Below are 19720 nucleotides of genomic sequence, written 5' to 3'. Positions count from 1 at the left end.
ATGGTATCTATTATTATGCCCATATACAACCGTGCATCTATCGTCCAGAGATCTTTAGATAGTTTGATTTTGCAAACTTATGGAGATTGGGAATGTATAGTTGTTGATGACGGCTCTACAGATGACACTATAAACATTCTTAATAATAACGCTTGCCTTGATAATAGGTTTAGAGTATATGAAAGAGATGTAACTAAGATTAAAGGAGCTCCAACCTGCAGAAATATTGGATTAGAAAAAGCAAAAGGAGATTTTATAATCTTTCTAGATTCTGATGATATATTGCAATCTCATTGTTTAGAGTCAAGATTAGCCAACTTTAAAAAAGAAAAAAACAAGGATTTTTTAATCTTTCCGATGGGTGTTTTTATAAATAGTAGCATTCAAAAGAAGGACATAACAACAACTAAAACCTACTTAGAAGATTTTTTGAGTTATAAACTTCCTTGGTCCATAATGTGCCCTATTTGGAAAGTAGACTTTTTAAGATCTCTGTGTGGCTTTAAAGAAGGTTACCCAAGGCTTAATGATCCAGAGCTTATGATTAGAGCATTAATTAAATCTGGAGATAATTATAAAGTCATAAATAATGTAGAATTTGATAGTATTTATTACCCGAGTATTACAGATTGGACACAAATATCAAATAAGTATTATAGAAGCTTGCTCCTATTTATTCCAGATATAACTCAAACCCTACTAGACGCTAAGAAAGAGTATTTAAAACCACTTTTAAAAGGTTATCTAAAAATATGGTATCGTGATTTTTTTCTACCAGGAAAACAAAATTTAATCAAAGAAAATTTAGAGCTCATTAGCGTTTTTAAAGCTAGAAAAGTTATAAGTAGTTGGCTAGCAATACAACTAAAGATGAGAGTGTATCTAATTATTGCATTTAGATTTTTTACTAGAAAATTAGGCAATTATCAAACTGCCAGTCTAGAATGAATTACCTAAAAAAAATTATTAAGACTTGTTGGGGGTATGTAAACTTATTAAAGTTTTTAATAGCTAAGACTCAAGTTATATTAAACTCAGAGGTAGTTTTCTTTCTTCCCTACTATCATATTGGCGGAGCAGAGCAGGTTCATCTTGACATTGTGCGAGCAATAAAAAATAAAAAAACGACAATTATATTTACACATCTGTCCGCAACACAACATTTTTTGTCTCGCTTTCGTGAACACTCGTCCATAATTGAGCTTAATAGTATTATTAACAAAAAGAGTCCCTATGTAAACAGATTCCTATTTAAAATAATAGCACATACAATAAATAGAAGTAATGTTACATCACATATAATGGGCTGTAATACTACATACTTTTATGACATTTTACCTTTGTTAGACGATAGTAAAAATAGAATTGATTTGATACACGCAATCGCACCAAGCGATAGTATGATTAGGCCATTGGCTGAAAGTGCATCATACATAGACACTCGTATTGTAATTAACAATAAAGCTAGAATAGATTTGTGTCAAATATATAAAGAGTTTAACCTCTTAGGTTTTAATAAGAATATTAAAGTTATATCTAACGGTGTAGATCTTTCTGCAGTAAGGAAATTGTCCAAGAAGTCAAAAGTTAAAATTAATGTAGGTTTTATAGGTCGATGGTCTGATGAAAAAAGACCTTGGTTATTTTTAAAAATTGCCCAAATGTTTGAAAGTAAAACAGCTCATATTTCTTTTGTTATGGCTGGCTCTGGTATGACTCCCTACAAGGATCGTATAGAAAACTCAAATACTGTATCATTAGGGGCAATAAAGTCTAAAGAAGATTTACATCAATTCTATAGTACATTAGATGTCATTATTATATGTTCTTCCACAGAGGGTTTTCCTATGGTGCTTATGGAGGCTATGCCTTTCGGAGTTATACCTTTATGTACGGATGTAGGTGGTATTTCGGAGCATATCACTTCATATAATAATGGAATATTAATTGATAAAACTGAAGAAGATAAAATAGTTCAAGCGTTTACAGATGCACTACTTGAACTTTGGAAAAAGCCATCACAAAAACAAAAGCTCTCCCAAAAGTCAAAAGAATATGCATATGCTCATTTTGGAATTGAGAAGTTTAATAAATCATATCAATCAATCTTCTCTTGAAAATTCTAACCGTAGCCATACCGAATCATCACTTTTTTCAATGGGTAAACCAGCTTGAAGGAGCTGGGTATGAAGTCTATTGGTTTGATATTACAGACAGTGGTCCGTCATCTCAAAAAATCCCTTGGGTAACTCAAATAAAGGGATGGAGACTTCGATACGATTTTCCACTACGATCACGTGTAAAAAAGTATTTTCCTAAGGCGTATAAGTATATTCAAAAACTTAATGAAAATGCAGTAGATATCGCTTTCGCGAAAGCGCTAAAAACTATAAATCCCGATATAATACATTGCTTTGAGATGCAACTTTCAGGCCTACCTATTTACTCAATAGTAAAAGACATAAATGTACCACTCATTTACTCGTCGTGGGGGAGTGACCTCTATGATTATGAACGCCTCGGTATGAGTAACAGTGAGGTAAATAATTTTTTAGGCAGAGTAGATTTTTTAGTGACAGATTGTAATAGAGATAAAGAAATCGCTCGTCAAAATGGTTTTAAGGGACATTTTTTAGGTGTTTTCCCTGGTAATGGAGGATTATCAATAAAGGAACAATCGAGCATAGCTACTTCAAGTAGAAAAAACATCATTATAAAAGGATATGATGATGGCGTAGGGCAAGCTGTTGTTGTTTTAAAAGCACTAGAGCTTGTACCCTACGATATATTAAAGATCTTCAAAATATTAATTTATAGCGCTGATAAAATTGTTGAAAAGTATGTAAATAAGGCTACTTTTTTTAAAAATCTAGAGGTACGTTTATATCCTCGTTATCGTTTTGTAAACAATGAAGAATTACTCAAAATGATGGGGGAGAGTGCTATACATATAGCTAGCAGTCTTTCAGACGGGATGCCTAATGCACTCTTAGAAGCTATGGCTATGGGGGCATTCCCTATACAATCTAATCCTGGGGGAGCTACCCAAGAAGTAATAACAGATGGTAAGAATGGCTTTCTTATTAAAAACCCACTAGATACCATAGAGATTGCCCATCACATAGAGGCAGCACTAGTTAATGAAAGTCTAAGAACCAGAGCACAAAAAATGAATACTACATTTATACAAGATCACTATAGTAGAAGTACCTTACAACCAAAGATTATAGCCTTATACAAAGAGGTGTATAATAAGCAACTTTCATAATGGATATTTCATTTTTAATTGTAACCAGAAACAGACCAAAAGCTCTTAGAGTTACACTTGATAAGCTGGCAGATATTATAGATCTAGCTAGCCAGGAGGTGTGGGTACATATAGACGGCTGCGAGAAAACATCGCCACTCATTAATGAGTATAAATGGGTGCAATGGAGCAGAAGCGAGAAGAGCTATAGCGCCTCATCCGCTCGTAACATATTATATAAAAAAGCCAGTGGAACCATTTTTATAGGTCTTGATGATGATGCACACCCCATAAGCCCAAATTTTATAGAAGAGGTTTTAATACGCTTTCGCGAAAACAAGGATCTCGGTATTCTTGCCTTTCAAGAAGTTCGTGGTATATATAGTGCAGATGTAGATGCCCTTGCAGTAAAACGCAGCGGAAAAGCCTATGTTACAAATGATTTTGTAGGTTGTGGATTTGCAGTAAGTAAAAAAGCATACAATGCTACAAATGGTTTTCCGCTATGGATGGATATTTACGGAGAAGAGTCTGCCGTAGCCATAGAAGTACTAGATGCCGGTTATGAAATTATTTATGATTATAACCTTATTGTAAATCATAGAGTAGATGTTGAGAAGCGTAAGTCTATGGGAAGAAATTACTTTAGATTTGAACATCAGTTAAAGAATGTCATAAGTTTTTACCTAGTATACTACCCAAAACCAGCGTTAAAAATAGCAAAAACGCTTTTTCATAATTTTAGAAAATATGCAATAAAGGACACAACTTATTTTATGTCTTTTATGAAAGTATGTGGGCGTACTTGTATAAATTTTAGAAAAATCTTAAAGTATAGATCGCCTGTAAACCAGCAAACTATCAACCATAAAGATAAATTAGCACCTCTCAAGTATTAATTTTAGATGACTAGCCATCTACAGTTGGGAGCATAATTCAATAAGAAACACTTACCTTTTAACCGAAAAATATATACTTTTATCGACCAACTATGTAGAGCTTGTTAAATAGTTCTTAACTCAAACCCAACCAATGAGAAAAATAGGATTTATCCCCTTGCGCAAAGGCTCAAAGGGCATACCAGGTAAAAATAAAAAGAAGCTGCTAGGCCGTCCTTTATTTTGCTGGGCGCTTGGTGAGGCAATTGCATCTCAATTAGACACAATTTATATTTTTACAGATGATAATGATATCATCACTTTTGTTCATAAGGAATACCACTGGACAGACAAGGTAAAGACCGTAAAACGTAGTGAAGAAAGCGCTACAGATGCAGCCTCTACAGAGATGGGAATGCTAGAGTTTGTAAATGGTTTAGAAGAGCCTTTTGATATATTATGCTTACTGCAAGCAACCTCTCCTTTTACTACTTCGGTAGATATAAATGCGTGCTTAGATAAAGTGCGATCGGGGGCAAATTATGATTCGGCACTTACGGTTGTAAATACGCATCGTTTTACTTGGTATGAAGACGGTACACCAAAAAATTATGACGTTTTTAATCGCCCACGTAGACAAGATTTTGAAGGCTTACTTATAGAAAATGGAGCTTGTTATGTGACTACAGGTAGCGCTTTTCGCGAAAGCAAAAACAGAATAAGCGGTAACATCGCGACAGTGCAAATGCCTGAAGATAGCCTCACAGAGATAGATACCCTCACAGACTGGAAAATAGTAGAAGAGTTACTAGCTGCTCGTTTAAAAACTAAGAAACAAAGTAATCGAATCACGCATCTTATACTTGATGTAGACGGCGTTTTTACAGATGGTTGTATTTATTATGGCGCAGAGGGCGAACTTATGAAAAAGTTTGATATGCGTGATGGTATGGGACTAGAGATATTGGGACAATACAATGTTGAGGTGATGGTAATGACCTCTGAAGATTCGCAGATTGTGGCTTCTAGAATGAAGAAGCTTAAAATTAAAGACGTCTTTAAGGGCGTAAAAGATAAATACAGTTTGCTTTCTAGAATCGTAACTGATAGAGACCTGTCCTTTTCAAATATTGCTTACATAGGTGATGATGTAAATGATATGGCAAATATTTGTGCAGCAGGATGGTCATTTACTCCGGCTAATGCAACAATGCCTATCAAAAACCACGCAGACGTAATACTACAAAATAATAGCGCAGAGGGAGCGATACGCGAGGCCTGTGACTTTATTATAAAATATAACAATAGATATGAGTAATTATAAAGCTCCGTACACCATTGCAGAGATAGGTGGTAACCATAAAGGTGATATGGAGATAGCAAAAGAAATGATAAAAGTAGCCGCTATCTTTTGTAAGGTAGATGCCGTAAAATTTCAAAAGCGACACAATATAGAACTGCTCACTAAGGAGCAATATGAAGCTCCACACCCTAATCCTATAAATTCATATGGAGATACGTATGGGGCACACAGGGAGTTTTTAGAATTTGATGTAAACCAGCACGCAGAGCTTAAGACTTTTTGTGAAGAGTTAGGCATTACCTATGCGACTTCGGTTTGGGATACTACGAGTGCAAAGGAAATAGCAGGACTTCATCCTGAGTTCATAAAAATACCAAGTGCTTGTAATAACCACTACGAAATGCTAGGGTGGTTATGCGAGAATTACAAAGGTGAGATACACTGCTCTACTGGGATGACTACTAGAGATGAGATAGAGGAACTAGTACAATTTTTTGAAAAGCATAACAGAGGTAAAGACCTAGTGCTTTATAACTGTACGTCTGGATATCCAGTACCCTTTCCAGATGTGTGTTTGCTAGATATTAAAACACTCATAGAGAAGTATGGCGATCGTGTAAAACACATTGGGTTTTCTGGTCACCATCTAGGTATTGCTGTAGATGTTGCTGCTTATACCCTAGGGGCAAATATAGTAGAACGTCATTATACATTAGACCGTACTTGGAAGGGTACAGATCACAGTGCCTCACTAGAGCCAGCTGGTATGCGTAAGCTTGCGAGAGACTTGAGAGCAGTATATCAAGCATTAGACTATAAAGCGACAGATATCTTGCCTATCGAGCAAGTACAACGCGATAAGCTTAAGTATCGTAAAGCATAATAATGGGTAAAAAAGTTTTCATTCTTTTTCCAGATGGTGTAGGCCTGCGCAACTTTGCTTTTACTAAGTTCAAAGAAGTAGGAGAGGCACAAGGATTTGACATCACATATTGGAATAACACCATATTTTCGTTGGAAAAGGAACTGGGTTATAAAGAAGTGGTGATTGAAAACACAAGGATTCACCCTAAAACGCCTACACTTAGTCACGCTAGAAAAAGGGTGGAACTTGCGCTTTCGCGAAAGCGTGAAAAGGATAATGTCTATCCCACCTATCGTTTTCCATTGCAGTGGGATGGTATAAAGAAAGCCTTAAAAAGTGCTTTTGTAAAGTATCACGAAACGTTTAGTGCTACGCCGAAGGGTTGGCAAGGCATAATGAACCAAATGCAAGCCGCCGAACGATCTACTGTTCGCTACAAGGAGCTTAAAGCACAACTAGAAGAGCACCGTCCAGATATTGTTTTTTGCACCACACAGCGGGCTACACAGGCCATTGCACCTATACTAGCAGCGCAGGATCTTGGGATAAAAACGGCGTGCTGGATATACAGTTGGGATAACCTGCCTAAGGGAATGACTACGGTAGAAACAGATTACTATTTTGTATGGTCTGAGTTGATGAAGGAGCAGCTCTTACAGTATTATCCAAAAACGAGAGAAGAGCAGATATTTGTAACAGGGACTCCGCAGTTTGAGCCTCATTATGATAAGGATTTATTGCTTTCGCGAAAGCAATTTTGTCTAGAGCATAACCTTAGCGAAGAGACACGATACATTTGTTTTTCTGGGGATGATCAAACCACGTCACCACTGGATCAATATTATCTAGAAGACACGGCAATTGCTGTACGCAAGTTGAGAGAAGAAGGTGAAGATGTAGCTATTGTATATAGAAAGGTGCCTATTGACTTTTCGGGTAGATATGATGAGGTTTTGGCAAACTATAGTGATGTCATAACACCTATAGATCCTTTGTGGAAACCTATGGGGAGTCAATGGAATCAAGTAATGCCTACCAAAGAAGATTTTGCTTTATTAGTTAATACTTGTCACCACTGTGAGCTTGTGGTAAACATATGCTCGAGTATGGTGTTTGACTTTGTGGCTCACGATAAGCCTACTATTTACCCTAATTACGAGCAGCCACAACTTAAAAAAGGAATACGTGATATAGGACAGAACTATAAATATGTTCACTTCCGCTCGATGCCAGATTATAATACAAGCGTTACCTGGGCAATGAATAAAGAAGAAATTTACGATGGAATTAAAGGCTTACTTAATGGTAGTCGTAATCCAGTGCCTGTTACTAAGAAGTGGTTTGGGATTGTAAACAAGCCAGAACAGCCTGAGAAGGCAAGTGAACGTATTTGGGAAGGGATAAATCAAATTCTTGATTAATGCTTTTTAATTCTTTTGAATATCTCTTTTTTCTCCCACTAGTCTTTATGATTTACTGGTTCTTATTAAAGAACACTGTAAAAGGTCAAAACATATTTGTTCTTCTTGTAAGTTATTTGTTTTATGGATGGTGGGACTGGCGGTTTCTCGCGCTAATAGCCTTCAGCACACTTGTAGACTATTTTGTGGGGCTTAAAATGTCTGGAGAGCATTCTCAAACAAGAAAAAAGGGACTTTTAATCGTATCCTTAACTATCAATCTTGGGCTTTTAGGGTTCTTTAAATACTATAACTTTTTTGTAGATAGTTGGATTTCGGCTTTCGATACATTAGGAGTCTCAATGCATAAAAGTACGCTGGATATAATTTTACCTGTAGGAATCTCTTTTTATACTTTTCAAACACTTAGTTATACAATTGATATTTATAGAGGGAAATTAAGGCCTACATCAAGTTTAATAAATTTTGCAGCTTATGTATCCTTTTTTCCGCAGCTTGTTGCGGGTCCTATAGAACGCGCCACAAATTTATTGCCGCAGTTTGCAAAGAAGCGAGTATTTAATGAGAAAAAAGCAATCTCAGGTGTTAACCTTATTATCTGGGGTTTATTTCAGAAGGTTGTTATTGCAGATAGTTGTGCTCCTTATGTAAATGCTATTTTTGGAGGTTATCAAGAGGTTAATTCGCTTAGTTTGGCCCTTGGTGCGGTGTACTTTGCTTTTCAGATTTATGGAGATTTTGCGGGGTATTCAAATATTGCCATAGGCTCTGCCCGATTACTTGGGTTTGATTTGATGCGCAATTTTAACTACCCTTATTTTTCTAGAGATATGGCTGAGTTTTGGCGAAGGTGGCATATCTCTTTATCTACTTGGTTTCGTGATTATGTATATATTCCTCTGGGAGGGTCAAGAGGAACAAAAGCAAATCAATTGAGAAATGTACTTATAATCTTTCTAGTGAGTGGCCTTTGGCACGGTGCAAACTGGACCTTTGTATTCTGGGGAGCGTTGCACGCGTTATTTTTTATACCCATACTACTCTCTAAATCTAATAGAAAGAATCTAGATCAAGTTGCACATAATACTATATTGCCTAATTTTAAAGAGATACTGCAGATGCTATGTACATTTATTCTAGCCTGTATAGCCTGGGTATTTTTTAGAGCAGATGGGGTGAAAATAGCTGGAAGATATTTGTATAGACTTTTTACCGACTTAACTTTTGATATTGAATTTATATCAAATGATAGATATACAGTAGAGCTATTGTTGTTAATAGCTATTTTTATAATAATAGAGTGGGTTCACAAAAGATATGAACATCCTTTTCAAGGCAAGTGGAAGTTTGTGAAATTAGTCTTTATACTACTATTAATTTTTACTCAAGGGGCATATTCCAACCCAAACGACTTTATATATTTTCAGTTTTAATGAGGAGCTTTTTCAAATATATAGGTGTAATCTCGATAATTATAGTAGTATTATTATTGCTTTTAGATGCAATTTATACGGAAGCATATCAAAATGAAGTGCCTAGAAATAAGGTGCAACTAGTTGCAAATATGAAAGAATCTCATATAGATTATATTTTTTTAGGTAGCTCTCGTACAGAGAATCATATAGATTGCGAGCTTGTAGAAAAATTAACAGGTAAAAGCTGTATAAATTTAGGAATTCAAGGTGGAAGACTTAATGATTATAAAATATTGGTTCGACTTCTCAAGCAGAATAGCATTTCCTTTGAAAAGCTTTTTGTTCAAGTAGACTACATTTATAATTTTAAGGGTCATTCACCTTCATTTATAGCATCATTTATGCCTTTTCTAAATAGTAATAACCTACCTCCAAATATTATCGATGATTTAGGCTTACCTGATTATTACTCAGTACCTTTTTTAAGGTACGTGGTAAATGATAGTAAAATAGGTTTTAGAGAGACGTTTATGCAATACCTAAGGAAACCTTCAAGAGTAAACTATGAGAATGGCTTTTCACCTTTGCAAGGAGTAGGGAGTCATATAAGTGGTCATTTCCCTAATAGTATTGTAAGTACAAACGAAGCATTAGAGGACATAGTACAGCAAGTAGAGCAGGATAAACTTATTTTGTTTACAGCGCCTTATTGTAAAAATGGAGAGAATAGAAATACTTTTTTGAAAACACTTAAGGAGCGTCATATAAGTTTAAAAGATTATTCTAAACTATTTGATGCTAATTCTGAGTACTATGTTAACTGTGGTCATCTCAATGAAAAAGGTGCGAAGCAATTTACTAAGATTTTAACCCAAGATATTCTTATAGACTAATGCACATTGCTTACATCACACCAGAGTATCCCCATCCAGAATTAGGCAATTCTGGCGGTATGGGCACGAGTATAAAAAATCTTGTGACTGCTCTTTGTAAAATGGGGCATAAAATCAGCTTATTTATTTATGATCAACATAAAACGGACACTTTTATTGAAGATGGGGTGACTTTTCATTTGATTGGCAAAAAGCATTATAAGATAGGAGGGTTCTATTTTTATAGAAAGCATATAGAGCAGTATATAAATAAGCATAGTAGTGATGTCGATATTATCGAGGCACCAGATTGGACAGGAATCACTGCCTTTATGAACTTTAAAAAGCCACTTGTAATACGTTTTCACGGAAGTGATACCTACTTCTGTCATATTGAGGGACGACCACAAAAATGGAAAAATGCTTTCTTTGAAAAACGAGCAGTAAGAAAAGCAAAAGCATTTATTGCACCTACACATTTTGCGGGTAAAAAAAGTATACAGCTCTTCAAACAGCCGTTATCAAAACTTAAAATTATCCATTATGGATTGGAGTTAGATAAATTCAATAATAATTATCCAGAAGAATTTATATCTAAACGTTTACTTAATATCGGCACACTTATTAGAAAGAAAGGCGTGTTTCAGTTAGTAGAAATATTTAATAAAATCATAATAGCGCATCCCACTGCAAAACTTGATTTTATAGGGGCAGATAGTTATGATGTACAAACCGGTAGTGCTTCTACTTGGCAATTAATGCAAGAGATGATGAGCCCTGCAGCTAGAGAGGCGATTACTTATTTAGGTAAAGTACCTTATGACCAAGTTAAAGAAGAGATACAAAAAGCACATATATGCGTGTTTCCTTCTCTTGCAGAAACACTTGGTATGGTGACTATTGAATCTATGGCTTTGCAAAAGGTGGTGGTTAATACTAATATAGGGTGGGCACAAGACCTTATAGAACACGGTAAGGATGGTTTTATGCATCATCCAGATGCTATTGATGCCTACGTGGACACTATAAGCACAGTGTTTGAAAATGATGCTCTTAGAATGAAAATTACAGAAGCCGCAAGAGAAACTATAGAAAAACGATTTGATATAAATCACATTGCTCAGACTAATGTTTCATTTTATAATAAAGTCATAAGCCTATGATTTTTATAGAACACGATGGTAGTAAGGTTAAGAGTGATGAAGGAAAAAGCAATGCTATTGTCGCTTGTATCTACACAATTGCCAAAAATAATCCTGATAAGTTTCTTATAATATATAAGGCTGGTTGCGATATAGAACGTTTTTTAGAGCAAGCAATATCTTTCAAGTCCAAAAATCATTACGTCTCATCATATAATGCACTTAATTCAGATTTTGGCTATGTAGAGGATAAACCATTTATACCTACAAATAATAGGGTGGTGTACCCAACCTGGAAAAAGGGAACCACCGCTTTGCTTATTCACGCATCGTTAATTAATCAGGTTGCAAATCAGATTAAGCCAAGTGGCGATTATTTGTATTGGATAAATTCTCTAGGAAAGCTTACAATGCCACTTGGAGTACTCAATTATCAAATTCCCATTTTTAATGATGTGTCATCTTTTAGTAATGAACTTCTGTATCGTTTTGTAAAACAGCATTATAAAAGAAGGTGGACGCTACACTTGCTGTTGTGCCATTTGTACTATGATAAAAGAATGCCTTTGTACGCTTTCGCGAAAGCGCAATTTTACAAAACCCGTTCATTATCCTTAGATATGGAGTCTTTGCAAGAGGTTGATTCTTGTAAAGATTATGCACCTCTTAAATACGGTGTCATTATACCTACGATAGGTAGGGAGGAATACCTTAAGGACGTTTTAGAAGACTTAAATAAACAACCAAATCCTCCATCTCAAGTCATTATAATAGAGCAAAACCCTAGTGAGGATAGAGAATCAAAACTTTATTACATAAATGATGTAAAATGGAATTTCACTATAGTTCATAAACTACTAGACATTGCGGGGGCTTGTAGAGCAAGAAATATAGCAGTGTCACTAGCTACTGCTCCTTGGTTATTATTTTTTGATGATGATGTACGTGTTGAGTCAACATTTATTGATGAGGTAACTACATTTATAAAAAGAACCAAAGCAACTTGTATTACGTTTGCTTGTTTACAAAAGGGTGAAAAGGAGACAATGAAAACCTATAAACAATGGGAATCTTTTGGGTCGGGCTGCTCTATTGTACATAGGGATATATACAGTAAATGTTCCTTTGATATGGCTTTTGAAAATGGATATGGCGAAGATGTGGACTATGGAATGCAGGTGCGTAATATGGGTAAGGATGTAATATATGCACCTAGCATACAGATACTACACCTCAAAGCTCCTACAGGTGGTTTTAGAAGTCCGCACAAGTTTCCTTGGAGCACAGAAGCCTTAACTCCAAAGCCCTCTCCTCAAATAATGTATCTCAGGAAGAAAAATTACACCTTAGAGCAAGTAAAGGGGTATAAGGTTGTTCAATTCTTTAAAACATTTGGATTTTTTAAAACTAAGAACCCTCTGTCTCACTTAGCGAGATTTAAAAAAGCCTGGGTACAAAGTGAAAAATGGGCGTCTAGGTTATGATTAAAATATATACAGATAACTCACTTCTCACTCCAGAAAATAGAGGGATAGCGCATCCCTTAATATTTGATTTGTACTATTTTGAGAAGACTCATAAAGATGTCTTAGCGCTTTACAGTCTAGTAGATACCCCTGAAAGTGCTGATGTTTTTCTATTTCCTATAAACTATCATTTCGTAAATAAAAGAGGTTATAAAAAGCATTACAGAGATTTATACAACACCGCCTTAAAATTTGAAAAGAAAATAATGGTCTACTCTGGTGGTGACTATGGTAAAACCTTTAATGATGATAATGTCATTGTATGGCGTAATGCAGGATTTAAAAGTCACAACGATAAGCAGACTGTAATTATACCAGCATTTATAGATGATCCTATAGATCGAGACGAGGTCTCTGGAGAAGTAATAAACTATACAAGTTTACCTCAAATTTCTTTTACTGGCTTTGCTTCAAAGAATTATCTAGAGAGATCTCGTGTTATAATGTCTGTTATAAAAAGAAACCTGCTAAGAGCTTTTCTTAAAGATAAAACAGATTTTCAAAAGGTCTTTTATGCTGCTTTGCAACGTTATAAATATCTGAAGAAACTAGAAAAATTTGATCGTGTTGAGACCAGTTTTATATATCGATTAAAATACAGAGCAGGTGCCAGATCTAAAGCCGAAAGACAGAAGACATCAAGAGAGTTTTTTGAAAATTTAAACGGCGCTCCTTATACCTTTTGCCTAAGAGGAGCAGGTAATTTTTCTGTAAGATTTTATGAAGCCCTAGCCTGTGGTCGTATACCAGTTTTAATAGATACAGATTGCCACTTGCCACTTGAAGGTATAATAAATTGGGAGCAACATATTTGTAAATTAAGTGTAGAAGATAATATAGAGGAAGCGCTACTGGCTTTTCATAAAAAATATGATCAAGTTTCTTTTGCAACCTTGCAAAAGTCTAATCGTAAATTATATGTAGATTATTTGGTAAGAGATCGTTTTTTTTGCAATTTATATCATTCTTTAAAACGTATTATATAATTTGAAATTCTCTCTAATAATTTGCACCTATATGCGCCCAGTAGCGCTTACCACGTTACTAGATTCTGTTAAAACCCAAACGGTTTACCCAGATGAGATCCTCATTATAGATGGAAGTGTTAATGATGAGACAGAAGTACGCTTTCGCGAAAGCGGAATAAAGAACCTCGTCTACTACAAAGTTTCAGACGCACAAAGAGGTCTTACTAAACAGCGGAATTACGGTATAGAGCGAGTAAGTAACACGATGGATGTGGTGTGCTTTCTAGATGATGATACAGTGCTTGAACCTACATATTTTGAGGAAATACTTGACGTGTATCAAGCATATCCTAATGCTTATGGTGTAGGAGGTTATATTAACAACGAAGTGCAGTGGGAGCGTGCAGAAACATTAAACCAAAGAGACATACATCACTTCTATTATGATGGGTATAGAAGGAAAGAGGGAGCGCGTTTTAAACTAAGAAGAAAGTTAGGTCTAGATGCAAATACTCCACCAGGCATCTTACCAAAATATGGTCACGGAAGGTCTGTTAGTTTTTTACCTCCTACTGGAAAAATTTATGAAGTAAAACAGCTTATGGGAGGAGTCTCGAGCTTTCCACTAGAGGTTTTGAAAAAGAATAAATTCTCTGAATATTTTGAAGGTTATGGTCTTTATGAAGATGCAGATTATACATTCAGAATTTCAAAACTAGGACAGCTATATGTACATACAGGCGCAAACCTTGCGCATCATCACGACGCTTCTGGAAGGCCTAATCAATATCATTATGGTAAGATGGTAACACGTAATGGCTGGTACGTGTGGAGAGTGATGCACCCTAAGCCTGGATTTATTAATATTATAAAATGGTATGCGATAAGTAGTGTTTTGACACTTATTCGTTTTGTAAATGTGGTTACTACTTCTAGCCGTAAAAAAGCATTAACAGAAGCTCTGGGTCGCACTGTTGGTCTTTTTAGCTTACTTTTAAGCAAACCTAGATAATGCGTTATAAAAAGGACATACAACGTTATAAAGAGTACAGTAAGAGCAGTGCTTTATTACTGGTGTTAACACAGCAGGGATTGTGGGCTTTGTTTGTATATCGTTTCTTTAATGCTATTTATAGATCTACAATGCCCAAGATTGTAAAAGCACCTTTACTGGTTATTGGTGTATTTTTTCAGAAATGGATTGAAGTGATTACAGGGATAACATTACCCTATGCAGCAACAATAGGTGAAGGCTTATATATAGGTCACTACTCAGGTATAATTATTAGTCCAGAAACCATAATAGGTAAGCATTGTAATATCTCGCAAGGAGTAACGATAGGTGTGAGTGGACGAGGCACACACCGCGGTGTCCCTACAATAGGTAATCGTGTTTATATGGCTGCTGGAGCTGTTATCGCAGGAGGAATAAATGTAGGTGATGGGGCTGTTATAGGAGCAAATTCCTTAGTAATTACAGATGTTAAAGAAGGTACTACAGTATTGGGAGTACCCGCAAAGATGGTAAGTGCTAAAGATTCTAAAGATTACATATAATGAATTTTTTAGTTATTTCTGACGCTCCTATCTTAGATAAAAACGGAATATATGAAGGGTATGCCCCTTATATAAAAGAGATGAATATTTGGCTTGATTCTGTAGATCAAGTAACCTTTGTATGTCCCACTAGTTATAAAAAAGCACTACTCACTGCTCCATTTGATAGACAGGACATCAATATTAAAAGTCTCCGAAGACTAGAATTTAACAGCTTTTTTGTTGCACTTATATCTATACTTATATTGCCATATCAAGCCATCGTTTTATGGAGTGCTATGCGTAAGGCAGATCACATACACTTGCGGGCTCCGGGTAACCTGTGCTTACTTGCTTGTGTGGTACAAGTTCTGTTTCCTAACAAGAAGAAAACTGCCAAGTATGCTGGAAATTGGGACCCTTTGTCAAAACAACCACTCGCTTACAGACTTCAACAAAGGATTTTATCGAGTACCACGCTTACTAAAAATATACAAGTGCTAGTGTATGGAGAGTGGGAAAACAGTACTAGTAATATCACACCTTTTTTTACAGCAAGTTATTACCTAGAAGAGATAGACTCTTTTAAAAAAAGAAGTTTTAATAAACCTTTAAGAGCAATTTTTGCAGGCACAATGGGAAGTAATAAACGACCATTTGAAACGGTACAGCTTATACATAAGTTACGTAAAGCTGGTCTTGATATAGTGCTTGAGATGTTTGGCGATGGTCCACAAATGGAAGATATCAAATGGTATAGGAAGGAAAATGGTCTCCTTGATTACGTCATTTTGAGAGGAAACCAACCGGCAAACGCAGTAAAAGAAGCTTACAAAAGATCTGATCTTGTCATACTATTATCAAAAAGTGAAGGCTGGCCTAAGGTTATTGCAGAGGGTATGTTTTGGGGAGCAATTCCTATAGTTACTCAAGTTTCTTGTGTTCCTTGGATGCTAGATAATGGCAGCAGAGGAATACTTGTTCAAGATCCAGATAAAATAAACACCACTCAACTAATCAAACAACTAGAAGATAGTGCATCTTTACAGAAAATGAGTAATGCTGCCACACAATGGTCTAGGCAATATACGATGGACACATTTACAGCTCAGATAAAAGAATTGCTTTAATGAGGGTATTACAACTTATAGACTCACTAGATGCAGGAGGGGCAGAGCGTATGGCAGTAAATATTGCAAATGCTTTATCTCAGGATAGTGTAGAATCATATATATGTGCCACAAGACGAGGCGGATCGCTAGAAAATGAACTGTTTGTAAAAGAGAGTCTTTTTATTTTAAATAAAAAAGCGACCCTAGACGTAATTGCTTTTTTTCGATTTTTTAAATGGTTAAAGAGAAAACAAATAAATATAATTCACGCACATTCCACCTCAATACATCTTGCAGTTTTTGCAAAAATTTATAACAATAATATTAAGGTAATCTGGCACGATCATTATGGAATGAGTGACTCTTTAGAAAATAGAAAAGCCTATTTACTCAAGCTACTAGGACCTTATATAAATACAGCGATAGTTGTAAATTCTAAGCTTGCCCTATGGTCTAAGGAAGTGCTTAAGATTAATAAAGTACACTTTTTACAAAATTTTGCTACTGTAACGGTGAATCAATCTAAAAAGACGTTGCTTAATGGAGAAGCAGGTAAGCGCATAGTGTGTCTAGCAAATTTACGCCCTCAAAAAAATCATTTAGCGCTTATTGATGCTTTTGCAAAAACACAATTGCAGTTTCCAGATTGGACGCTTCATCTTGTGGGGAAGTCTTTTAATGACGATTATTCAAAATCTGTGATGGATAGTATTAGTACAAACAACCTATCTAATAATGTTTTTTTGTACGGAAGCTGTCAAGATATAAGTCACATACTTAACCAAAGCACTATTGGGGTCTTAACCTCTTTATCAGAAGGGCTGCCGGTATCTCTACTTGAGTATGCAAATTGTGGTTTGCCGGTTGTAGTAACAAATGTTGGGCAATGTGCTGAGGTAGTAGGTCAAGATGGATTTGTTATTAATAACGTTATTGAAGATCTTCCTGATGTGTTTACTCAATTAATTAAAAACAAAGATAATATACGAGGGGTAATGGGAGGCCGCTTTCGCGAAAGCGTAAGTACAACCTATAGCAAAGACGCTTTTATAGAAAAGTTAATGCCCATTTATAATGATTTAATATCTTAGGGTGGTGAGTATTTCTCAAAATAAAACATATACAGTCTTTTTGATAATTCATATTATCATTGGGGTTTTGGTATACTTTGTAAAGCCATTTGCAATTGTTTATTTTCTTGGTGTTGTAGCTTATTTTATAATCCAGATTTTAAGGACTGGAAATAAAAATAATGAAGCCCTTATGGGGGCGGCTTATATAGCAGGCGCAGAGGTTTTTTTTAGAATGAGTAATGCCGTCCCTATCTATGAGGCGGGGAAGTATTCTGTAATTTCATTTATGTTAATTGGGCTCTTTTTGAGCGGTGCTAGCCGAAAATCTGGTGTTTACTGGATATATATATTCTTACTATTACCTAGCGTGCTTGTAGCTTCAATAACACTTGACTTAGGGACAGATGTAAAGAAAGCCGTTTTCTTTAACCTTAGCGGTCCTGTATGTTTAGGAATATCTGCATTATATTGTATAGATAGAAGAATAACGTATCGCCAGCTATCTAATCTTACAAAATGGATTCTATTACCCATAGTCGCAATGTCTATTTATATAACTCTTGGAACTCCAGATCTGAGGGAGACTTTACGCAGTACCGGAGCAAATTATGCGGCTACCGGTGGTTTTGGACCTAATCAAGTATCTACCGTACTAGGTTTAGGTATGTTTATGGCTCTAGTGCAATTAATTGTTAATAGTAAGAATAAAGTACTGTTATTCGTTCATCTGGCCTTAATAGGCTTTTTGCTTTATAAGGGTATAATTACTTTTTCGCGTGGTGGGGTTATCACAGGTTTAGTTTGTAGTGGTGCTTTTTTAATAATCTATTTTGCTGGATCCAAAGGAAAAGTTAGAAGGAAGATGATAACCTATCTCATCTTACTGGGTGGTGTTGTAGTAGGGGCTTCATTGTATAGCTCCTTTCAAACTAATGGACTTATAAATAAACGATATACAAATAGAGATGCAGCGGGTAGACTTAAGAGTGATATCACAACAGGTAGAGCAGAGTTACTAGAGACAGAGATATCTGCATTTTATAATAATCCGCTTGTAGGGGTTGGAGCAGGAAAGGTAAAAGAGTTAAGAGGTAATGAAAACATTGTTGGGGTTGCCTCTCACAATGAGATAAGTAGACTATTATCAGAGCACGGTATACTAGGTTTAATAATACTTGGGATTTTAATTATTTATCCATTAGTTTATAGATCTAAAAACAGGCGTAACTATCTGTTTTTTTCGGCGCTGTTGTTTTGGTTTTTAACTATAAACCACTCTTCAATGCGCATTGCGGCACCAGGTTTTATTTATGCTTTATGCCTATTAAATATTGTAAATGAAAACAAGAAAACTCCTGTACGTAGGCAACGCGCTCTCCGCTAGTGGTAAAACGCTTACTACTATAGAAACCTTGAGCCCGCTGCTCGAGCAGGAGGGCTATGACGTAATAGCGACATCTAAAAAGCCTAATAAACTTCTTAGGTTGCTGGATATGATTGCTACCTTTTACAAGGTAAGGGACACTGTAGATGTTGTTCTAATTGATACCTATAGCACGCTTAACTTCTGGTATGCAGTGATCATAGGGAGGCTTTGTAGAAAGAGTAATCTCCCTTATATTCCCATCTTACACGGTGGTAATTTACCAGAGCGACTAGAAAAAAAACCGGATATCTGTAAAAAGTTATTTGGTGAGGCCAGCTATAATGTTGCGCCTAGTGGTTATTTATATAGCGCTTTCGCGAAAGCGGGATTCTCAAATCTCATACACATTCCTAATACGATCAAAATCTCTCACTACCCATATAAAGTGCGAACAGCTTATGCACCAAAATTACTATGGGTACGCTCCTTTGCCAAAATATATAACCCTTTAATGGCTATTAAAGTTTTGGAGGAACTTTTATCATATCATCCAGATGCTGTGCTCACTATGGTGGGGCCTGATAAGGATGGTAGTCTGGAGGAGTGTCGCGCATATGCATTAACCAGAAAGTTGCCAGTAACCTTTACAGGTAAGCTATCAAAAGAACAATGGATAGCAGAGAGCGTTCATCACGATATATTTATAAACACGACAAATTTTGATAATATGCCACTGAGCGTAGTAGAGGCAATGGCTCTAGGCTTACTCGTAGTATCCACAAGTGTGGGAGGGATGCCTTACCTTATAAGTGATAGAGAAGACGGCTATCTTAGTCCACCGTTAGACGTTAAGTTGTTTACTGATAAAGTGGTAAACGCAATTACAAACACTAGTGACAGTATCAAGATTACACAAAAAGCTCGAGATAAGGCAGCTGCATATGACTGGGAATCAGTCAAAAGCAAGTGGTATCAAGTGCTCTCCTAATTTTATGA

18 protein-coding genes are annotated in these 19720 nt (G+C 35.9%); all 18 read left to right on the top strand.

All coding sequences use genetic code 11. The features are described from left to right. Positions 1 to 948 carry a glycosyltransferase family 2 protein gene (locus tag ABVM49_RS00330; RefSeq protein WP_405202562.1) on the top strand — a complete coding sequence of 316 codons (948 nt, stop codon included), beginning with the start codon at positions 1 to 3 and terminating at the stop codon, positions 946 to 948. Further along, positions 945 to 2117: a glycosyltransferase family 4 protein gene (locus ABVM49_RS00325; protein WP_405202561.1), complete on the top strand. Its 1173-nt coding sequence runs from the start codon at positions 945 to 947 to the stop codon at positions 2115 to 2117. The genes ABVM49_RS00330 and ABVM49_RS00325 overlap by 4 nt, the downstream gene beginning before the upstream one ends. Beyond that, entirely contained in the window at positions 2114 to 3268 is a 1155-nt protein-coding gene (locus ABVM49_RS00320) for a glycosyltransferase family 4 protein (protein WP_405202560.1), read from the top strand. Before ABVM49_RS00325 ends, ABVM49_RS00320 begins: the two co-directional genes overlap by 4 nt. After that, positions 3268 to 4146 (top strand): glycosyltransferase family 2 protein, encoded by an 879-nt coding sequence (locus ABVM49_RS00315; RefSeq protein ID WP_405202559.1) that lies wholly within the window; start codon positions 3268 to 3270, stop codon positions 4144 to 4146. Before ABVM49_RS00320 ends, ABVM49_RS00315 begins: the two co-directional genes overlap by 1 nt. 133 nt (positions 4147 to 4279) lie before the next feature. Further along, positions 4280 to 5443 (top strand): cytidylyltransferase domain-containing protein, encoded by a 1164-nt coding sequence (locus ABVM49_RS00310; RefSeq protein ID WP_405202558.1) that lies wholly within the window; start codon positions 4280 to 4282, stop codon positions 5441 to 5443. Further along, the gene (locus ABVM49_RS00305; RefSeq protein ID WP_405202557.1) at positions 5436 to 6311 is read left to right on the top strand and encodes an N-acetylneuraminate synthase family protein; all 876 of its coding nucleotides are present in this window, start codon (positions 5436 to 5438) and stop codon (positions 6309 to 6311) included. Before ABVM49_RS00310 ends, ABVM49_RS00305 begins: the two co-directional genes overlap by 8 nt. Before the next feature lie 2 nt (positions 6312 to 6313). Continuing rightward, a complete protein-coding gene (locus ABVM49_RS00300) occupies positions 6314 to 7714 on the top strand; it encodes a UDP-glycosyltransferase (RefSeq protein WP_405202556.1) in 1401 nt (466 codons plus the stop codon). Further along, entirely contained in the window at positions 7714 to 9147 is a 1434-nt protein-coding gene (locus ABVM49_RS00295; RefSeq protein ID WP_405202555.1) for an MBOAT family O-acyltransferase, read from the top strand. Before ABVM49_RS00300 ends, ABVM49_RS00295 begins: the two co-directional genes overlap by 1 nt. A gap of 56 nt (positions 9148 to 9203) precedes the next feature. Then, positions 9204 to 10022, top strand: a complete 819-nt coding sequence (locus ABVM49_RS00290; RefSeq protein WP_405202554.1) for a hypothetical protein — start codon at positions 9204 to 9206, stop codon at positions 10020 to 10022. Next, a complete protein-coding gene (locus ABVM49_RS00285; RefSeq protein WP_405202553.1) occupies positions 10022 to 11164 on the top strand; it encodes a glycosyltransferase family 4 protein in 1143 nt (380 codons plus the stop codon). The genes ABVM49_RS00290 and ABVM49_RS00285 overlap by 1 nt, the downstream gene beginning before the upstream one ends. Then, positions 11161 to 12627, top strand: coding sequence for a glycosyltransferase family 2 protein (locus tag ABVM49_RS00280; protein ID WP_405202552.1), 1467 nt, complete (start codon positions 11161 to 11163; stop codon positions 12625 to 12627). Before ABVM49_RS00285 ends, ABVM49_RS00280 begins: the two co-directional genes overlap by 4 nt. Continuing rightward, entirely contained in the window at positions 12624 to 13655 is a 1032-nt protein-coding gene (locus tag ABVM49_RS00275; protein ID WP_405202551.1) for an exostosin family protein, read from the top strand. Before ABVM49_RS00280 ends, ABVM49_RS00275 begins: the two co-directional genes overlap by 4 nt. 1 nt (position 13656) lies before the next feature. Further along, complete coding sequence (locus ABVM49_RS00270) at positions 13657 to 14649, top strand: glycosyltransferase family 2 protein (protein WP_405202550.1); 993 nt, start codon at positions 13657 to 13659, stop codon at positions 14647 to 14649. Beyond that, complete coding sequence (locus tag ABVM49_RS00265; RefSeq protein ID WP_405202549.1) at positions 14649 to 15194, top strand: serine O-acetyltransferase; 546 nt, start codon at positions 14649 to 14651, stop codon at positions 15192 to 15194. Before ABVM49_RS00270 ends, ABVM49_RS00265 begins: the two co-directional genes overlap by 1 nt. Beyond that, positions 15194 to 16303, top strand: a complete 1110-nt coding sequence (locus ABVM49_RS00260) for a glycosyltransferase family 4 protein (RefSeq protein ID WP_405202548.1) — start codon at positions 15194 to 15196, stop codon at positions 16301 to 16303. The genes ABVM49_RS00265 and ABVM49_RS00260 overlap by 1 nt, the downstream gene beginning before the upstream one ends. Beyond that, positions 16303 to 17376, top strand: coding sequence for a glycosyltransferase (locus ABVM49_RS00255; protein ID WP_405202547.1), 1074 nt, complete (start codon positions 16303 to 16305; stop codon positions 17374 to 17376). The genes ABVM49_RS00260 and ABVM49_RS00255 overlap by 1 nt, the downstream gene beginning before the upstream one ends. A 40-nt stretch (positions 17377 to 17416) precedes the next feature. After that, positions 17417 to 18742, top strand: coding sequence for an O-antigen ligase family protein (locus ABVM49_RS00250; RefSeq protein ID WP_405202546.1), 1326 nt, complete (start codon positions 17417 to 17419; stop codon positions 18740 to 18742). Further along, positions 18696 to 19712, top strand: a complete 1017-nt coding sequence (locus tag ABVM49_RS00245) for a glycosyltransferase family 4 protein (RefSeq protein ID WP_405202545.1) — start codon at positions 18696 to 18698, stop codon at positions 19710 to 19712. The genes ABVM49_RS00250 and ABVM49_RS00245 overlap by 47 nt, the downstream gene beginning before the upstream one ends. The last annotated feature ends 8 nt before the right edge of the window (positions 19713 to 19720 follow it).

Origin of the sequence: Dokdonia sp. LLG6352-1 (assembly GCF_045055815.1) — a bacterium.
Taxonomy (GTDB): domain Bacteria; phylum Bacteroidota; class Bacteroidia; order Flavobacteriales; family Flavobacteriaceae; genus Dokdonia; species Dokdonia donghaensis.
This window is presented reverse-complemented; position numbering and strand designations above follow the sequence as displayed.

What these genes read in the sequence shown, in the direction of transcription:
- ABVM49_RS00300 (WP_405202556.1), top strand. Translation starts at nt 6,314, where the DNA reads ATGGGTAAAAAAGTTTTCATTCTTTTTCCAGATGGTGTAGGCCTGCGC.
- ABVM49_RS00310 (WP_405202558.1), top strand. Translation starts at nt 4,280, where the DNA reads ATGAGAAAAATAGGATTTATCCCCTTGCGCAAAGGCTCAAAGGGCATA.
- ABVM49_RS00315 (WP_405202559.1), top strand. Translation starts at nt 3,268, where the DNA reads ATGGATATTTCATTTTTAATTGTAACCAGAAACAGACCAAAAGCTCTT.
- ABVM49_RS00275 (WP_405202551.1), top strand. Translation starts at nt 12,624, where the DNA reads ATGATTAAAATATATACAGATAACTCACTTCTCACTCCAGAAAATAGA.
- ABVM49_RS00260 (WP_405202548.1), top strand. Translation starts at nt 15,194, where the DNA reads ATGAATTTTTTAGTTATTTCTGACGCTCCTATCTTAGATAAAAACGGA.
- ABVM49_RS00285 (WP_405202553.1), top strand. Translation starts at nt 10,022, where the DNA reads ATGCACATTGCTTACATCACACCAGAGTATCCCCATCCAGAATTAGGC.
- ABVM49_RS00325 (WP_405202561.1), top strand. Translation starts at nt 945, where the DNA reads ATGAATTACCTAAAAAAAATTATTAAGACTTGTTGGGGGTATGTAAAC.
- ABVM49_RS00280 (WP_405202552.1), top strand. Translation starts at nt 11,161, where the DNA reads ATGATTTTTATAGAACACGATGGTAGTAAGGTTAAGAGTGATGAAGGA.
- ABVM49_RS00295 (WP_405202555.1), top strand. Translation starts at nt 7,714, where the DNA reads ATGCTTTTTAATTCTTTTGAATATCTCTTTTTTCTCCCACTAGTCTTT.
- ABVM49_RS00305 (WP_405202557.1), top strand. Translation starts at nt 5,436, where the DNA reads ATGAGTAATTATAAAGCTCCGTACACCATTGCAGAGATAGGTGGTAAC.
- ABVM49_RS00265 (WP_405202549.1), top strand. Translation starts at nt 14,649, where the DNA reads ATGCGTTATAAAAAGGACATACAACGTTATAAAGAGTACAGTAAGAGC.
- ABVM49_RS00330 (WP_405202562.1), top strand. Translation starts at nt 1, where the DNA reads ATGGTATCTATTATTATGCCCATATACAACCGTGCATCTATCGTCCAG.
- ABVM49_RS00255 (WP_405202547.1), top strand. Translation starts at nt 16,303, where the DNA reads ATGAGGGTATTACAACTTATAGACTCACTAGATGCAGGAGGGGCAGAG.
- ABVM49_RS00245 (WP_405202545.1), top strand. Translation starts at nt 18,696, where the DNA reads ATGAAAACAAGAAAACTCCTGTACGTAGGCAACGCGCTCTCCGCTAGT.